Origin of the sequence: Methylocystis sp., assembly GCF_050251305.1 — a bacterium.
Lineage (GTDB): Bacteria > Pseudomonadota > Alphaproteobacteria > Rhizobiales > Beijerinckiaceae > Methylocystis.
This window is the reverse complement of the sequence record NZ_JBFWNB010000065.1, coordinates 1-17,343: the sequence shown is the minus strand read 5'-3', so window position 1 is coordinate 17,343 and position 17,343 is coordinate 1. Positions and strand designations below refer to the sequence as shown.

Annotated in this window: 11 protein-coding genes and 1 pseudogene; 7 read left to right on the top strand and 5 right to left on the bottom strand. The window is 61.3% G+C overall.

Features of this window, described 5'->3' with window-relative positions; genetic code table 11:
• Positions 1 to 338 (top strand): PP2C family protein-serine/threonine phosphatase (locus AB7F41_RS15725; protein WP_428406679.1); only part of this gene is annotated, 338 nt, incomplete at its 5' end.
• Between the two features lie 938 nt (positions 339 to 1,276).
• Positions 1,277 to 1,660 (top strand): annotated as a pseudogene (locus AB7F41_RS15720) (DUF2778 domain-containing protein); the annotation flags it as partial.
• A 153-nt stretch (positions 1,661 to 1,813) separates the two neighbouring features.
• On the opposite strand, the gene AB7F41_RS15715 reads toward AB7F41_RS15720, so the two are convergent.
• Positions 1,814 to 2,203 (bottom strand): HU family DNA-binding protein, encoded by a 390-nt coding sequence (locus AB7F41_RS15715; protein ID WP_428406678.1) that lies wholly within the window; start codon positions 2,201 to 2,203, stop codon positions 1,814 to 1,816.
• Between the two features lie 317 nt (positions 2,204 to 2,520).
• Positions 2,521 to 4,152 carry an arylsulfatase gene (locus tag AB7F41_RS15710; RefSeq protein WP_428406677.1) on the bottom strand — a complete coding sequence of 544 codons (1,632 nt, stop codon included), beginning with the start codon at positions 4,150 to 4,152 and terminating at the stop codon, positions 2,521 to 2,523.
• 256 nt (positions 4,153 to 4,408) lie between these two features.
• Between AB7F41_RS15710 and AB7F41_RS15705 the strand changes: the two genes are divergently transcribed.
• Positions 4,409 to 5,434: an HAD family hydrolase gene (locus tag AB7F41_RS15705; protein ID WP_428385549.1), complete on the top strand. Its 1,026-nt coding sequence runs from the start codon at positions 4,409 to 4,411 to the stop codon at positions 5,432 to 5,434.
• Between the two features lie 97 nt (positions 5,435 to 5,531).
• Here AB7F41_RS15705 and AB7F41_RS15700 read toward each other — a convergent pair whose 3' ends face one another.
• Complete coding sequence (locus AB7F41_RS15700; protein ID WP_428385560.1) at positions 5,532 to 7,253, bottom strand: outer membrane protein; 1,722 nt, start codon at positions 7,251 to 7,253, stop codon at positions 5,532 to 5,534.
• A 270-nt stretch (positions 7,254 to 7,523) separates the two neighbouring features.
• On the opposite strand from AB7F41_RS15700, the gene AB7F41_RS15695 reads away from it, so the two are divergent.
• The 3 genes from AB7F41_RS15695 to AB7F41_RS15685 all read left to right on the top strand — a co-directional run bounded on the left by AB7F41_RS15695 (position 7,524) and on the right by AB7F41_RS15685 (position 14,577).
• On the top strand, positions 7,524 to 9,872 hold the full coding sequence (locus AB7F41_RS15695) for a tetratricopeptide repeat protein (RefSeq protein ID WP_428385562.1): 2,349 nt from the start codon (positions 7,524 to 7,526) through the stop codon (positions 9,870 to 9,872).
• A 143-nt stretch (positions 9,873 to 10,015) separates the two neighbouring features.
• Entirely contained in the window at positions 10,016 to 12,889 is a 2,874-nt protein-coding gene (locus AB7F41_RS15690) for a discoidin domain-containing protein (protein ID WP_428385551.1), read from the top strand.
• Between the two features lie 95 nt (positions 12,890 to 12,984).
• Positions 12,985 to 14,577, top strand: coding sequence for an FAD-dependent monooxygenase (locus AB7F41_RS15685; RefSeq protein WP_428385553.1), 1,593 nt, complete (start codon positions 12,985 to 12,987; stop codon positions 14,575 to 14,577).
• Positions 14,578 to 15,275: 698 nt separating this feature from the next.
• On the opposite strand, the gene AB7F41_RS15680 is transcribed toward AB7F41_RS15685, so the two are convergent.
• Both AB7F41_RS15680 and AB7F41_RS15675 read right to left on the bottom strand, forming a co-directional pair.
• On the bottom strand, positions 15,276 to 15,923 hold the full coding sequence (locus tag AB7F41_RS15680; protein WP_428385555.1) for an FABP family protein: 648 nt from the start codon (positions 15,921 to 15,923) through the stop codon (positions 15,276 to 15,278).
• A 125-nt stretch (positions 15,924 to 16,048) separates the two neighbouring features.
• Entirely contained in the window at positions 16,049 to 16,285 is a 237-nt protein-coding gene (locus AB7F41_RS15675) for a helix-turn-helix domain-containing protein (protein WP_428385557.1), read from the bottom strand.
• 351 nt (positions 16,286 to 16,636) lie between these two features.
• On the opposite strand from AB7F41_RS15675, the gene AB7F41_RS15670 reads away from it, so the two are divergent.
• Positions 16,637 to 16,984: a hypothetical protein gene (locus AB7F41_RS15670; RefSeq protein ID WP_428385558.1), complete on the top strand. Its 348-nt coding sequence runs from the start codon at positions 16,637 to 16,639 to the stop codon at positions 16,982 to 16,984.
• The last annotated feature ends 359 nt before the right edge of the window (positions 16,985 to 17,343 follow it).

The window sequence follows — 17,343 nt, the reverse complement described above, 5'->3', positions numbered from 1 at the left end:
CGGTCCATCTCTCTGGGAGCGGACACATCACGCGCCTCAAAGCGACAGGCGCAGCGCTCGGGATCGATCCCGCGCGCGACGCCCAGGCGATGCGGATACGATTTGAACCGGGCGATAAACTCATCCTGGTCACGGACGGCGTCACGGAAGCCATGAACGCCGCGAAGGAGGAATTCGGCGAGCAGCGGTTCGTAGCGGCGGTCGAAAGAGGGCTGCGGGAGCCGCCCGGGGACCTGGTGTCGCGGCTCTTTGCAGCCGTCGACGCCTTCGCACAGGGCGAGGAGCAGTCGGACGACATCGGCTGCCTGACGATCGAACGAAAACGCCGCGAAACGTAAACTAGAGCGCTACGCCGAAAGCTTGACCATTTCGATCGCGAAACAGATCGGCGTTTCGGGAAAATTCATCGAGGCCCGAACGACGTATCCCCTTAGGGCGCAGCGACGATTTGTAATCTTCACTGCAATCGCGAAGGACAGCACACTGCGGCCACAGACCATCGACGTCCAACAGCTGACGAGTGTGACGTTCCTGCAACAGCCAATGCGCGAAAGTTAATGTATTAACGAGGACGACCCAAACGAACTCCACTAGACCCGCGCTGATCACCGCCAGGTGTACGCCACGGCCAAGTTCGGAGCGCAGTTTATGAGCATGGTCGGCCTACAAATTGCTTTCACGACAGTGTTAAGCAAGCGCTCTTCTCCGGTAGAGCGGAGACGCCGGGACAAGTCTGGCGCGCGCACTCGGAATTTCTACGATCCATTTGGGCGATGCCGACCAGACGTTACGCGTCCGGCGTCTGACCTGTCTTTCAATTTCTTCAAACGTCACCGGCGGCGGGCGCGTCAAAGCGCCGTCCGAATGCTTCCTAACCCGAAGACTGAGGCGAAACGCAAACCCAGTTGAAACAATGAGGCATCCCATGGAGCTCCCTTATGGTTACGCAGTGACGATTGCCGGCCTGCTGCTCGCGCTGACAATCTTGCATTGGCGTTTTTCTGAGGCCCCGCTCGCGAGACGTCTCGAACTCCTATTCTTTTTCAGCGTGCTCTTCGGTTTGGCCGGGACAGCGGCTTGGCCGCAAATCCAGTGGCGTCTTCTCGCAAAGCCGTCGGTGGAAGCCGCTCTTTCGGATCACCGCCTGGCCTCCATCGAACCCGTCAACCTTCCGAGCGCTTCCGCGCCTTCGCTTTCGGAGCCGGATCTCACAACCGCGCGCCCGGAGGACGACGCCGACGATCATCAGTTCTCGTTCAGTGGGATGTCCGGATTGGACAGATGGACCGCCGTTTACGATATCTCGGCGCATACGGTGTATCTGCCCAATGGCGCGATATTGGAGGCGCATTCGGGCCTGGGCCCCAAATTGGATGATCCCCGCTACGTCCACGAACGTATGCGGGGCGCAACCCCGCCGCACGTCTATGAACTTGCATTGCGGGAGAAACCCTTTCACGGCGTTCGCGCATTGCGCCTGAAGCCGATCGGGGGCAACGAACATATCTTTGGACGGTCGGGCCTCCTCGCGCATACTTATATGCTCGGGCCGAAAGGCGACTCCAACGGATGCGTCGTCTTCAAGGACTACAAGGCATTCTTGCAGGCGTTCGAGAATGGCGAAGTGAGGCGCTTGGTCGTGACGGCGCACATAGATTGAATGTTTAGTTTGGACGTGCGCTCATGCGCGCGCTTGCGAAACATGGATGAACGCGCGGCCGCCGCGCCTAGGGAATGACAAGAAGCCCCGCGTCTCTCAACGCGGGGCTTTTCTCACGGCGTCCGGGCGCTGTGGCGGCCAACCGGCCATGCCTTACTTCGTTGCGGCCGATTTCAGCTTGGAAAGCGGACGGATCTTGACGCGCACGCTTGCAGGCTTCGCAGCGGCCGGCACCATCTCTCCCGTCGCCGGGTTGCGAACCAGGGTCCCCGCCCGCCGCGCCGGCACCTTGCGCAGCGACACCTTCAGAAGACCGGGCAAGGTGAACTCGCCCACGCCGCGCGGGTGGACCGATCCGAGAAAAACCTTCTCGAGCGTCGCGTAAACGCCCACGGCGGTCTTGCGCGGAAGGTCGTTCTCTTCGGCAATCAGGTTGATGAGCGCTGACTTGGTATATGTCTCTTTGACCGGCCGAACGGCGGCAGGCTCAGCTTTGACAACCTTCTTGCTCACTGCCTTTACCGTTTTTCCTCTAGCCATCATATGTCCTTTGCTGAATAGGCGCGTCCGTATAAAGGGCCCGCACAGGCGCGGTTGCTAGCGATTTTATTGGTGATTTGCAATCCGCCAAGCATTTCCCATGCTCGAAAGTCGTCGTTGCAGAGACCATGCGCGGCGCGCGTTTTTTCCGACGATGGCCGCCAAACCGAAGACTTACAACGCGAAACCGCAGTTTCGCCAGGAGCTTCGGAGCGCGGGACGACCGCCTCAGGCGCATGGCGACGCGCGATCGACGCGCCGCCAAACGCCTTGCCAGCCGCCAGTATTGCGGCGTCCCAGATCCCGGGTGAGGCCGAAGCCTAGTTCCCGGTCGGCATTGGAAGATCAACGCCTTGCTTCTTCAGCATCTCGCGGACATTCTGGAATCGCTCGTACTGCGACAGCGTAATCGGGCCCGAATAGGACTCGCTCTGTAACTTACGCGGCGGATATTTCACATAGGTAGCGACGAGCTTCTTGATGGCGTCGTTGATCGGGATAATCGCCCAAGTCCGCTCCGTGTAATTGTTCATGAACACATCATATCGTTCTTGCGGATCCTGCCAGAGGTCGAACACCTGCGGCACGGTCGCCACATATTTCTCGGCGCCCTTCCAGCCCAGGTTCGCATCGACGGCGAGCCCGCCCGTCGGCTGCCCATCATCGCCGCGCAAATTGAAGACGGCCTTGTAATTTCCGACCCGCGCCGCGCCCGGCGTCAGCTCGTTCTCGGTGAAATAAAACCATTCCTGGCGCGGCGACTTGCCTGTGCCGAGCAAGACGGGCGAGATGTCGTAGCTGTCGAAAATGATCGGCTTTCCATCGCGATCCTTCTTGGGAAGGTCGACGCCCGCCACTGACGCGAAAGTGGCCATGAGATCGAGCCCTCCGACGATGTCATGGTTCTTCGACCGGGCTTTGATTTTGCCCGGCCAAACGGCGATGGCGGGCACGCGATTGCCGCCTTCCCGCACGGTCCCTTTCGTTCCACGGAACGGCGTGTAACCCGCGTCGGGATAGACGTCCTGCCACGCGCCATTATCGGTCGTGTAGAAGATCAGCGTATTCTGCTCCAAGCCCAGGTCGCGCAGCTTGTCGACGATCCTGCCGATGCGTGTGTCAAGTTCGACCACCGAGTCCGCATATTTGGATTTGGACAGCGACTTGTGCTCGAACTCGGGCGCGGGCAAGTTCGGCTGATGCACTTTCATGAAATTGACGTTGATAAAAAATGGCTTGTCCGTCTTGGCGGCCTTCTCGATGAACTCGATGGCGGCCTTCTCAACATATCCGTCGAAAAACGGGATGCCGACGACGCCCTTCTCCGGCGTATCGACATATTGCCCGTTGATCTTGAAATCTTCGTGCGCCTTTTCGCCCGCCTTCCCCGATAGCGAGCCCTTGGTCACCCGCTGAAACATCTCACGCAGTTCCGGAGGCATGTCGGGGAACCACGTCGGATCGCCGTAGGTATAGGCGCTGAGGTGATAGAGGCCGACATATTTCATCTCGTCGTAGCCCTGGGCGTTCGGCAGAGCATAGTCCGCCTCGCCCAGATGCCATTTGCCGGTGAAATAGGTCTGGTAGCCGCCCTGCTTGAGAACTGACGCCAGCGTCCATTCCGCCTTGGGCAGACCGCCGCCCTGGCCCTGGAAGGCGACCGTCGTCATGCCGCTACGGTTGGGAATCCGGCCCGTCTGCATCGCTGCGCGGCCCGGCGTGCAACTCGGTTGAGCGTAGAATGAGTAAAATGTCAGCCCGCCATCAGCCAGCCGGTCGATATTCGGGGTTGGCATGCCGCGGCCTTCGCCGCCGCCATAGGCGCCAAGGTCGCCGTAACCGGTGTCGTCCGAAACGATGAAAAGAATATTCGGCTTGCTTTCCTTCTCGGCTAAGGCCGGTAGCGGCGTCAGAAGCGCGCAGGCTGTCACCAAGCTGGCTAAAGTTTTCATCCGCATGCCTTTCTCGATCAGTTTCCTAGGGGCTGCGGTGCGCCGCAGCGCCAACATAAAGCGGATACTAACCACATGGGCGACATCTGAACAGGCGATTTGACATGCAGACGATCTTGCTGAGAATTCTCTAAAGCCTAGCAGGATGTCGCTCGCAGACTCACGCATTCAATGACAGGCGCTCCGTGGAGAACGCGAACCGCAATCTTCTCAGACGCCGCTTGAGGCTTCTCTTCCGAACAATCGAGAGAGGGAGATGAAAACGCTCATCCGAATAAATTTCGCCACGACCCTGGCGATCATGTTGTTCATGCTCGCGGCGTCGCCCGCGTGGTCGGACAGCGATCCTCTCCCTTCATGGAATGAAGGTCCAGCCAAACGCGCAATTATCGAATTTGTCCAAGCGACAACCGACAAGTCGAGCGCCAAATTCGTCCCCCTTGAGGAACGCATTGCGGCTTTCGATCAGGATGGCACGCTGTGGGCGTCGCACCCAATGTATGCGCAAGTCATCTATTGTTTGGATCGCGTGCCCGATGTGGTCAAAGCGAAACCGGCGCTCGCGAAGATCGAGCCCTTTAAGACGGTTCTGTCAGGAGATCGCCAAAAGATCGCGAAGCTCTCAAAGAGCGACCTCTTCAAGATACTTGCCGCAACGCTGAGCGGCATGAGCGTCGAACAGTTCACGTCCGAGGCGCGGAAGTGGCTCGAAACAGCCAAACATCCGCGTTGGGGTCGACTCTACACAGAGCTCACTTATCTTCCGATGTTGGACGTGATGAAATATCTGCGCGCCAATGGATTCAAGACATATATCGTCACCGGCGGCGGCCAGGATTTTGTTCGGGCTTACGCAGAAAAGACTTACGGCATTCCGCCAGAGCAGGTCGTCGGCGCCGCCGGCGGCACGCGTTTCGGCTACGACAAGAACGGCCGCCCGATTCTGACCAAAGAGCCGAAACTTCTGCTCAACGACAATGACGCTGGCAAGCCCGAAGCGATCCATCTGATGATCGGTCGACGTCCGGTCGCGGCCTTCGGAAACTCGACCGGCGATCGCCAGATGCTCGAATATGCCAAAGCCGGGGACGGCGAGCGGCTGGGGATGCTGCTGCTCCACGATGACGCCAAACGCGAATACGCCTATGGTCCGGCGCTCGGGCTGCCCGATACGAAAGTCGGGACTTTTCCTCAGTCATTGTATGACGAGGCCAAGAAGCAAGGCTGGATCGTCATCAGCATGAAGAACGATTGGCGCCGCGTTTGGGCTTTCGAGCCATGAACATGGCGCGAACGCCGCACCCCTTGTCCGGGTTCTTCGCAATCTCTCGGATTGCCGCGCGCGCCCGCTGAGCAGCGGGCGCTCGGCGTCGCCCATTCTAAAAGCGCATCCCCACTCCAGTCACCGGCCCGTGAATGACGGCGTTGAGACCATTTTGCTCACCATTCGCCCACGTCGAGTAGTTGACGCCCAGCGCGCGGTAGCCGACCATCCCCACAAACTTCAGACCGCTGAAGTCGAAGTCTCGGCTGTAGCCGCCGTAAAACTGCCAGCTGAATTTACTGCCCACGCCGAAGCCGCCGATATCGCCGCGCGCGCAAAATTCCTCGCCGGGCGCAAATTCGTGCCGGAGCTGAATGCCGACGACCGGGTCAACCCATCGGATGCTGCCGGACTTGACGGTGGAGCGCGCCCCGACGGCCGTCAGATCGAGGAGTTGCGAGTTCGCGGCGCCAAAAGCTTTCGCCGTGAGGTCGATGCCTAAATAGCCATATCGGAACCCGGCGTATCCGCCGAGCGCGATTGTTGAATCTGGAGCGCCGAGAAATTTCCAGCGGGCGAGCTCATAAGTGACGCCCGCCTCGCCAATGGCGAGAGTTTGCTTCAGGCGACCGCTTGCGCTGACGGCGAGCGCGACATCGGCGACCGGCGAACGCACCTTCAGCGTCGAGCCGGCGAATCGCAGTTGTGCCCAGGCGAAGTCGCCATAGAGCGACAATGGTCCGTTGCTCACTTCCACGCGCCCCATAAAGGCGAGCGGAAACGAGCTGGTCTTGGTGAATGCGTCGATGATCGTCGTATCGGTTCCGATCGCGTCGCCGCCGGCGATCAACGTGCCGTTCGTATTGATCGCCCACAAATAGGGCATGACCTTAATGCGCCAATCGGCGAACGCAGACCGTTCCATCGGCTCGAATTTGGGCGAGGCGAAGAGCGGCGTCGCCGGCGAGCCGGACGTCGCAGGGATGCTCCAATCGAAACGATGATTGAGTCCAAGCCGCAAGAGATGGCCGTTAAAGCGCGTCGAGACGCGCGCGGCGTCGACAAGCTGCAAGACGCCGGTGGTCGCGTCAGTGAACGCCAGCGAACTGACGGGGGCCCCGAATGAAGCGGACCCCAGATCGTAATACAGATATTCGAGTTTGGCGCTCAGACTGTGGCCCAGAGCGATCTCGGCGCCGCCGCCGATCGTCCAGCCGATGCGATTCTCGTAGAAATCGCCCTTCGCAACATCTGCGATCAACGCAGTCGCCGTTAGAGTTTGCGCGACCGAAGACGTCACGTCGACGCCGCCATAGGCGAGGCCGCCAGTCGCATAGACAAGAATCGTTGGCGTCACGGCGTAGCCGAAACGGCCGCGAACGGTGCCGAAATTTTCCAGTGTGCGACGTAGCGTGGCGCTCGTCACGGCGAAGCCGCTGGGCGCTGGCGTCACATTGGCCAGCCCGCCGCCGCCACGCACGCCGGCGCCCTGAATATCGGCCTCCAGGCCCGCGACAAATTTCTCCGTGAATTGCCAATTATATCCAGCTTGGCCGCCAAAGTAATAGTCGTCGAGTCGCGCATATCCGACGCCGGAAGCGCCAAAAGCCGATGCGGGGCCAAGACCGGCGCCCGTAACATCGAATACATTTGCAGAAGAGAGAGAGATCGGACGGCTGCCCGTCCAGGCGCTCCCGAAGTTCATGCCCACATAGAAACCGGTCCATGTGAACACAGGCGGCGCGGCCGGCGGACCCTTTTTCGCCGGAAGGTCCGCGCCGAACGCGGGCGCAATCCAGCAGATGAATGCAAGCGCGCTTGCGCCGAGGGTTCGCATCTTCACACTGCCGACGCGCATCGCCGAAAACCTGCTTCTTATAAGCATTTGCTTTCAAACGCCCGAATCGCACTCGACGAGCTATATCTGGCTTCAGTTTGGCGCAGAAGTGAGCCAAGAACACGTTGTTTCAGGGGTCACGCAAAAATTGTCGCCCAGCGTGGCAAAAGTGCAACGACGCAACGGCCGGCGGCGCCATCTGCGCATCGAAGTGATTTTCCTGCCGAGCGGCGATAGCATGCGGCGCAAAGGAGCGGCGGATTGGCGAAGATGGAGGAGCATATTTCGTCCTGGGCAAAGGCGATGGTTCCCGCGCAACGGTCTGGACGGTCGTTTGGGGTCCTCTGCGCGATGCTCAGCCTTCTGATTTGCGGAACCGCCGGCGCTCTGGCGATCGAAGAATCTTCATCGGCGCGCTATGTCGGCTCCGAGTCATGCGCGGGATGTCATTCGGCGCAAACCGCCGCGTGGAGAAAATCACAACATGCCGCCGCGATGGCCGTCGCCACGCCAGAGACCGTGCTCGGCGATTTCAACAATGCGACAAGCGAAAGCCAGGGCTCCAAGGGCAGATTTTTTCGCGACGGAAGCCGTTTCGTCGTGGAGACCGAAGGGCGCGACGGCAAGACGGCGCGCTTCGACGTCAGTCACACATTCGGCGTCGAACCGCTCCAGCAATATCTCGTCACGTTTCCGGATGGGCGGCTACAGGCGCTGCCCTGGGCCTGGGACACGCGCGCGAAAGAAGCGGGAGGCCAGCATTGGTTTCACCTCTATCCCGATCGGCCTATGCCGAGCGACGATCCCCTGCATTGGACGCGGTCCATGCAGAACTGGAACTTCATGTGCGCGGAGTGCCATACGACCGATCTGCATAAGAACTACGACGCGACGAAGGACAGGTTTCAAACTAGCTTTGCCGAGCTTGGCGTCGGATGCGAAAGTTGTCATGGACCAGGCGCCGGGCATGTCGAATGGGCGAAGGGGACGCGCAGCGCGCAAGTGGCGAACAGCGGCTTCTCGACCGCTCACGCGCGACGCCCGCATGTCGACTGGGCGCCCGCCCCCACGACAGGCAGTCCGACGCAGACCGCCGCGCGTCCGAGCGACGACGAAGTCGAACTGTGCGCGCATTGCCATTCGCGGCGCGGCGAAATCGCCGAAGGGTGGCGTCCCGGCCAACCCTTGTCGGACACGCATGCGCTGGCGTTGCTGACGGCGGAGCTTTTTGAAGACGACGGTCAAATGAAGGACGAAGTCTTCAATGATCAATCCTTCAAACAGAGCGCGATGTACGCCAAGGGCGTCATTTGCAGCGATTGCCATGACCCGCATTCGGGCAAGCTCAAGGCTGCGAGAGCGGACGTTTGCGCGCAATGCCACCAGGCGGATCGTTTTTCCGCCTCAGAGCATACGGGACATCCGGCGCAAGGCGGAGCAAACGCGCCGGACTGCGTATCGTGTCATATGCCCACGCGCACGTATATGGTCGTCGACAAACGTCACGATCACTCGTTTCGCATTCCGCGTCCCGATCTTACGGTCGCGCTCGGCGCGCCGAACGCCTGCAACGCCTGCCACACGGACAAGTCGGCGGCGTGGACGGCTCAAGCGGTCGAGCGATGGCATGGGCCGCATCGCAAAGGCTTTCAAAATTGGGCGCGAGCCTTTCACGAGGCGCGCTTGGGCGCGCCAGCCGCGCGGGAGCTCCTGCTGAACATTGCAAACGACTCCCTCACGCCCGCCGTCTCGCGCGCAACGGCGATCGCAGAAGCGCAGCGCTTTCCATCGATCTCGGTTGAGCAAGCGACGCTTAAGGCGCTGAGCGACGCAGACCCGCTCGTGCGCATCGCCGCGCTGCGCGCCCTGCCGTCGGCTTTGCCTCCCGATCAACACTGGCGGAGCGCCGGTCCGCTGCTCTCTGATCCGATCAAAGGCGTCCGCATCGAGGCGGCGGCGGCGCTCGCGGAGCAGACCGTCGATGACCTTGCGAGCGAAGATCGGGCGCGGCTCGAGAACGCCTGGAATGAATATGAAGCGTCCCAGAAGCTGAACGCGGATCGCCCCGAAGGCCGCGCCAATCTCGGAACGTTCTTGTTCCGCCGGCGCCGGCCGCGCGAAGCCGAAGCGGAATATCTGGCTGGACTGCGCCTCGAACCTTCCGCGATCCCTCTCTCCATCAATCTCGCAGACCTCTACCGCGCTCAAAAGCGAGAGGCGGACAGCGAAAGAATCTTACGTGAGGCGATTGCGCGCGTCCCCGATTCCGCCGCGGCGCGCCATGCGCTTGGATTGGCGCTCGTGCGCCAGCAGCGTTATGACGAGGCGCTCGCGGAGCTTGCGCGCGCGGTGGAACTTGACGCCGACGAAGCGCGCTATGCTTATGTCTATATCGTCGCGCTGAATTCGCTTGGCCGAACGGCGGAGGCGCGCACGCTTCTCGACAAGGCGGTTCAGCGTTTTCCTTTCGACGCTCAGCTGCTTCAACTTGCGCTTCAGGAAATGTTGCAAGCGAATGACGTCAGGCGCGCTGCGTCAATCGCCCGCACGCTTGCGGATTTAGCGCCGGACAACGCGGAAATCGCTCGTTTGGCCGCGTCTCTCGAGAAGCTGCGATGATCGCCGGCCGTAGGGCTTCGTCAGCTATCGTCACATTGGGCGCGCGCCAGACGATCGACTGCGCGCCGCGTCGACCTGTCGAACCATCTGCATGTTTCCGGCCGACCACGAGAGCCTAATTCAGCAGGAGGACGCAACGGGCTGTGAATGTTCCGCCGAAAACCGCGTGGCAAGCGACCGCCCCCTGTGATGTTCCACGACATGCGATCGATGATCGCTACGTGACGACATGGGTGTCGGACCCTTTGGAAGAGCCTTGGCTGGAAATCGATCTTGGCGTCGTGGCGACGCTCGGCGGACTGGAAATCTATTGGGGTCATCGGTCGACGAACGCATACGAATTCATGGCGTCGCGTGACGGCGAGGCCTGGACGCGCCTTTGCGGCACCCGACATGGCGAGGGCGGCCAGGAGGTCTTTGGCTTTCCTCCGATCGACGCCCGGTTTGTGCGCTGGAGCTGCAAAAATCCGGAGCGGCGCCCGGGCCCGGAGATCGTCGAAATCAATCTCTACGGACCAGAGGACGCGGTCTCGACTTTGGAACACGGTCGGATTGCGGCGCTTGGCCACGCGCCGGTCATGCTTGTGCCGGGCGAAAGCATTACCGTCGATCTCGGTTATGTCCGACCGGTCGTCGGGACGCTCGTGGAATGGGGAGACGCTTACGGGACGGACTTTTCAACCTCTCTTTCCCACGACGGCGCCGAATTTCACGAGGTCGGCCGCATCGCGACCGGAGAAGGCCAAAGCGACAGCTTCTGGTGGCTTTGCGCGACCAGCCGTTACGTTCGCCTGACCGTACACAAGGCGAGCGCGCCGGAAGGCGCCGTCGTCAAGGAACTCAAGCTCCGCATACTCGACAGGGATCGCATGCCGATTGGCCAATTGGAGCGCGCGGCGCGCGCCGGCCAAAGCGATCTCTATCCGCAATCGCTGCTTGGCCGCCAAGTCTATTGGACCGTTCTCGGAGAATTCGAACAAATCGAAGAAGCGCTCTTCGACGAATATGGCGATCTCGAACCCAGACGCGGCTCCGCTCAAATCACGCCCCTGCTGCGCATAGACGGAAATCTTTACGGCGCTCCCGCAAGCGAGGACATCGCCTGCTCGCTCGAAGGCGGCGCGCTGCCGCTGCCGAGCGTCGTCTGGACTCTCGCAGACGTCGAGGTTCATTCGACGGCCATTGCAGTTGCCGGGCAGGCGCTGGTTGAGCATCGAGTCGTCAACCGCAGACGTTCCGCGCTTGAAGGCGCGCTGGTGCTCGCGGTGCGGCCGCTCCAGATCAATCCCTATTGGCAGCATGGCGGTCATACGCTCATCGATGCGATCAGCATGGAAGGGCGAAGGGTTCTGGTGAACGATCACATTCACTCAGCCTTTTCTCGCGATCCCGACGTCGTCACGGTCGCCGACTTTGACAATGGCGATGTTGCGAGGCTCATCGCGGATGGTCCGAAACCCACGACTCCGACGTTGCGTTCGGACTCGGGCCTTCTCAGCGCCGCCTTCGAGTTTGCTTTTTCTTTGCCGCCGAATGCGAGCGACTCCGTCATCATCGCGGCGCCCCTACGGGACGGCGTTGCTCCGGAACCGGATGTGCAATTCTCAGAGGTTCGCGCAAGCGTCGCCGAAAACTGGAGGCGCAAGATCGGCGCTCGAAGGATTTCCGTTGGCGATCGAGACGTCACCGACACCGTCGAGGCGCAAACGGCTCTGATCCTGGTGAATGCGACGCGATCCGCCTTCAGGCCTGGCCCAAGAAACTATGATCGCGTATGGATCCGCGATGGCTCCGCCCAAGCGCGCGCCCTGTTGTGGGCCGGCCTGATCGACGACGCCAAAGCCTTCGTCCTGTGGTATTCAAAACGCGTCGGCCGCAACGGCATGGTCCCGCCGATTTTGAACGAAGATGGCCGGATTAACCTGGGCTACGGGAGCGGGATCGAATTTGACGCGCAAGGCGAATTCGTCGGCATTGCGACGGATGTTTATCGGATATCCAAGGATCGCGCTTTCCTCGCCGCCATTTTCGAACCTGTCGTCCGAGCGACGCTTTTTATCGAAGACCTCTGCGCCAGAACAAATGCGCTGCACGGACCAGAGTCGCGATTTCACGGACTTCTGCCCCGCTCTATCAGCCATGAGGGCTATGGCGAGCCGACCTACAGCTACTGGGACGATTATTTCGCCTTAAGCGCATGGCGCAATTGCGCTTACCTGGCGACAGAGATGGGCAAAATGGAAACCGCATCGCATGCGACGACGAAGGGACAGGAATTTGCGGCGAATCTCGCTCGCTCTCTTCGCATGACCTCGCAGCTCATGGGCAAAGGCGTCATCGCGGGCTCGGCCGATCGATGGGACGTCGATCCATCGTCCACTTCGATCGCCTTCGAGCCCTGCCAGGTCGAGGACGTGCTCCCAGCCGAATTTCTGCAAGCGACCTACGACGTCAGCGCTGCGAATCTCAAGTTGATCAGCGCGCCGGATTTCAAAGGCCGCTTCGTGCCTTATATCTTTCGCGACATCAACGCGTTCGTATCGCAGGGCCGCTTCGAAGACGCTTTCCGCCTGCTTGCATTGGCGTTGGACTGCCGGAGACCGCGGGGCTGGCGCCAATGGGCCGAGGTCGTCTGCAGTCCGCCGCGAGCGCCCCAATATATTGGCGACATGCCCCACACTTGGGTCGGGGCCGAGTTCGCTACCGCTGTCCGAAGGATGCTTGTGCGGGAAGATGGAAGCGCCCTCGAACTGTTCCGCGCCGTGCCGGACGATTGGTGGAAGGGAGACGGAATCGAGCTGCGCGAACTTCCTACCGCGTTCGGCGCCATCAATCTGCGCGCCCGGCGCACGACGTCTCGGGTGACAGTCGATCTGTCCTTGACCGGTCCCGAGCCGGAAAGAATCACATTCCGCTATCCCGGGGCGCAGAGCGCGCGCGCGGACGGGTCGCCTTGCAGCATTTGTGGAGATGTCATCATATCGCACACGTTCAAACGATTGGTCATCGAGCGCTGACGCCGATCTGATCTGAACCGGCTTCTCGCGATGCTCGACCCGGAGCGTGGCGACAATGCCGCGCAGCTGCACGATAAGACGTTTTGGGAGGCGACTTGGACACCGAAGCGGAAATTCTCGTCGTGGGCGCCGGACCGACAGGACTTCTGCTTGCCGCTGAACTCCGACGCCGCGCAGTGGATTGCCTGCTCATCGACATTCACGAAAAGCCGCTGAGTTGGGATCGCGCGACCGTGGTCCATCCGCGTTCGATCGAAATCTTCGACTCGCTGGGAATCGCCGACCCGTTGCTGAAAGCGGGTGTCCGGCAGCGCTTTGCGCGCATTCACTCCAACGGAACGCGGCTGGGAGACGTTGATCTTTCCCTCTGCGGCAGTCGCTATCCGTTCAATCTTGGCGTCTCTGAGGAAGTCACCGAAGCGATCCTGACGGACTATCTCGCAAGATTCGGCGGCGTCGTGAGGCGATCGACCAGGCTGGTCGGTTTGGAGAAGAGCCCTGACGGCGTCCTGGCGACCGTTGAGCGCGATGGCGAGAAGACGCAGATTCTCGCCCAATGGGTCGTCGGTTGCGACGGCTATTGGAGCACGGTCCGAACGCTCGTCGCCATCGAGCAGGACGGTCACGACATCGAAGAGCCATGGGCGGTGTTCGACGCCGCCATCCGCGGCTGGCCGTATTCCTACGAGGCAATCTACGCTTTTCTCGATGAGACGCCGATCATCCTGACGGCTCTGCCCGACCGGCGCTGGCGCGTCTATCTCCGGCCGACCGCCGAGGGTTCGGATCTCGTGGCGGACGCCTCCGCCACCCTCTTGCGCTATTCGCCTGGCGTGGCCTTCGAAGACATCGCCAACCCCACCCGCTTCCACTGCCACTCGAAAGTCGCGCGACAATACCGTTGCGGCCGCGTGCTGCTCGCTGGAGATGCGGCGCACGCCTGCAGCCCCGTTCAGGGACACGGCATGAACAGCGGGCTGCAGGACGCGTTCAATCTCGCCTGGAAGCTCGCGCTGGTTTCGTCAGGCGACGGCGGCGAAACGCTGCTGGACAGCTATGATGCGGAGCGGCGGCCGGTGGCGCAAATGATCATCGCCTCCGGCGATGAAGCGGACGGCGCTCAGATGGTGAAGGATTCGAACGCGCGGCGCACGCGCGACGCAAACATCCGCGCCGCCTTTATCGATCCCGCCTCGCGACACCACGAGGCCGTCGCGGAAGCGGAGCTCGACATCGATTATGCGGACTCCCCAGTCGTTCTCGGAGAGCGAAACGACTTTATCTGGCCGGGTCAGCGTCTGCCGGACGGCGTCGAAGTCGAGCATGCGACCGGCGGCGCAGGCATGCTTCACGAATACGCCAATCGTCGAGGACACACAGCTTTCCTCATCGGAGGCGCTTCCGCGACGCAGCAGGAACTCGCGCGCGTTCGTCGCGACCTGGAGCCTGTTTCGAACGAAACCATTATCGAAACGACGATCGTCCTGACAGCGAATTCCAGCGTCTTGGAATGCGACGCGCGCCTGACGCCCGCAACCGCCGAAAGGCTGGGCGTCGACGCCATCACGCTTCTTATTGTGCGGCCAGACGGCCATTTGGGCCTTTGCGCGGACAGGAGCCATGCTGGACGGCTGGCGGCCTATATCGACCTCTTGCGCGCAAGTCAGGCTGAGGAAGAGTCACGCTGAAGCATCTTGACCGCGTGACGCCCTCGGGCGGCGTCGAAACCGGATCGTCACAAAGGACAAGAGGCGGACCTCGAAAGGCCCGCCTCAAGTTGGCGGCTGACGCCTGACAATGGGGGGCCGAACGCCTGCCGCCAGTTCCTCAGCAAGGATGTTCTACCAGAGCGGAGCCGTGAACTTTTTTCGCCGTTGTGTCTCGACTGTTGCTCGAGTCCCGGTGGCTGTGGCGAAAAGGTGTCAGCGACCTCCGGCCTGATTCCAGCGACGCCTGCTGCGGCTCGACTGGCTGCGATCACTTATGTTTTGCGAGACGAGCGGCGGCGCCAAGCATCGCGCCCAGAAATGCGCCCACCGCGCTTCCGATTACCCCGAACAATGATCCAACCACGGCTCCGGCGGCGGCGCCCAGGGCGGCGCCGGAAATTGCCAACATCTCGTTCTCGCTGCGGGTTGCCATCGTCATTCTCCCAGGCGGTTGCCGCGCCTGAGCGTAGCCCGTGGGCGACGCCGGGCAAAGCCTGCGCAAAATAGCCGACCGTCGCCTGCTCGCGGCGGGCGCTTCGGTAAGCTTGCGCGCCCGCGTTCCGTCAAAAAGAATCTGCACGGCGCGGCGCTGATCAGCTTCGTCGCGCACATCAGCTGCAACGCGCGCATATGTATTCGCGGGTTTTCACGATATTGGCCGCGCGCGAGTCGGGAGCCTAACGCGCCTCGTTATCCTTCGCCAGGCCGAGGAGCGGGTTCGGCGTCGGCGCCGCGATCCGTCGCAAGGTGTTGGTGTCGTGATGGTTGAAGGGCGGTGTGGCGCCGCGCAGCGCGAGGTCCGTGCGGGTCAAATACGTCCAGCTGCCGTCCTCGTTGAAGGTGATGTCGATACGGTAATAGTCGGTCCGGAACGCCTCTTCGAGAAAGGTGGTCGAACAAATCCCGAAACGCGTGTCGCCGCGCCGCGCTTCGACCGAAATGCGCGTGTCGTCCGGCTTCGCCGTTCCGCCCGCCAGCACGACCTGTCCGCGTGGAATTGCGATGGTCTGCATGATCAGGCCGGTGGCCGGCTCCCATAGCCAATAACCGACCTGGTCGTGAAAGGTGATCGCCTCCTCGGGCGTATTGATATGGATGTGGTAGCGCAGGCCATAGAGGAGTTGCGGTCCGTTCGTCTGCGGATCAATCGGATCCATCCGGATATGCTCCCGGAACGCGCGCTGTTCCGGACCGTCCGCCTTCGGAGCGACATCCACGCCTTGATCCGACTGCCACACGCCAGCCAAGCGGCGCAGCGGACCAAGATGAGCCAGCGTGTCTGGCGAGAACTCGGGTTCGGTATAGATGTCTTCCGGAAGGCTCACTTTCCAAGTCCCTTTCAATTCGACGCCCGCGGGCTCTCTTTCCTAACATGACCTTGCGACGCTCGTGCCAAGGCGAGGCATTGGCGTCAGCATCTCGCATGCCGTGACGCGAGAGGCGCGGCGGCTCATATGCGCCTCGTGACCTTCTTCAACTTCACGCCCGGCTCGTCGCCGTTGGTGAAGGCGACGCCCGCCGCTTCGAGCGCGTTGCGGATCGCATCGACGGTGCGCTCTTTAAGTTCGTCGCCCGCCTCGAGCCGAGCGATCGTGCTCGGAGAAACCTTGGCGGCGTTCGCGAGCTCACGAATTCCCAGCTGAAGCGCCGCTCTCGCCATCCGACATTGCGCCGCGTTCATCATCATCCCGGGCTTTTGGATCTGCGCTCTAGAAACTGTGTACGTAAATCAGGACATAGAAACGATAACCAAACATGTTTCCGATTTCAACATCGAGCGCGCCGTTTCGGCGAACGCCTTCGCTTTGCCATGAGAAGGCCAACGACCCTTGAGAACGTCAGCCCCGCCTCTCTCTTCGTCGAAGACGCTGTGGCTCGAAGGACGAGCCGTGCGGCCGCTCAGCGGACCCGTCATCTATCTCTGGATCGATCCTTGGCCTCGACAATGGAGGTTTCAGCGCCACATATAAGCTGACGATCCAGCTTCTCGAGAGTGGCGTCGCACGAAACACGTGCTCAAAGGTGAGCGGAGGAAGATATGCGTAGCATGTTCAAATTCATCGTCACGGGAGCCCTGTGCGGAGGCATGGCCACGGCTTTGGCGGGCGGCGCCTTGGCGGGTCCGACCAGCGCAGCGCATTCCAAGGGCATCGAAGCGCCCTCACTCACCGATCAAGTCTATTACCGGCGTTACTATCGGGGCGGCTATTATCGCCGAGGATATAATCCGGGCGCCGCCGCGGCTGCAGCGGCCGCCGTTGGGGTGTTGGGAGCCGCGGCCGCCGCCAGCGCCTATTCGCAACCGTATTATTACGGTTATCCCGCCTATGGTTATCCCGCCTATGGCTACCCGGCTTACGGCTACCCCTACGGCTACGGCTGGTGACCATTTAACGGTCGGTTTCTCCATCTCTGCGGCGGCGGTTTCCTTATGACCGCCGCCGCAATGCGCGTCTGATTTCCCAACCCGGGGAAAAGGCGGCCCGCGGTCGAGCGGATGGCGGCTCCTGCAGGGCGATACGGTTCTTCCAGATATCGTCTACAACGCTGCGGCGCCCAAGGCGCCTAGGCTTGGGGCGCCTATGCTTGGGACGTTCTCGAAGGCCTGCTGGAAGCGCTAGGTCGTGTGGACTCTAAGGGTTCCAATTTAGGCGCAAATCAGATTCAAGGCTGCCTTTGGGGAGGCGGCCTTGGGTGTGATGGATCGACTGGTTTTGACCGATGCGGCTTGGGAGCGGATGGCGC

Excerpts from the sequence above, each read along its gene's own strand:
- AB7F41_RS15715 (WP_428406678.1), bottom strand. The coding sequence starts at position 2,203 with ATGATGGCTAGAGGAAAAACGGTAAAGGCAGTGAGCAAGAAGGTTGTC.
- AB7F41_RS15710 (WP_428406677.1), bottom strand. The coding sequence starts at position 4,152 with ATGAAAACTTTAGCCAGCTTGGTGACAGCCTGCGCGCTTCTGACGCCG.
- AB7F41_RS15705 (WP_428385549.1), top strand. The coding sequence starts at position 4,409 with ATGAAAACGCTCATCCGAATAAATTTCGCCACGACCCTGGCGATCATG.
- AB7F41_RS15700 (WP_428385560.1), bottom strand. The coding sequence starts at position 7,253 with ATGCGAACCCTCGGCGCAAGCGCGCTTGCATTCATCTGCTGGATTGCG.
- AB7F41_RS15695 (WP_428385562.1), top strand. The coding sequence starts at position 7,524 with ATGGAGGAGCATATTTCGTCCTGGGCAAAGGCGATGGTTCCCGCGCAA.
- AB7F41_RS15675 (WP_428385557.1), bottom strand. The coding sequence starts at position 16,285 with ATGATGATGAACGCGGCGCAATGTCGGATGGCGAGAGCGGCGCTTCAG.
- AB7F41_RS15670 (WP_428385558.1), top strand. The coding sequence starts at position 16,637 with ATGCGTAGCATGTTCAAATTCATCGTCACGGGAGCCCTGTGCGGAGGC.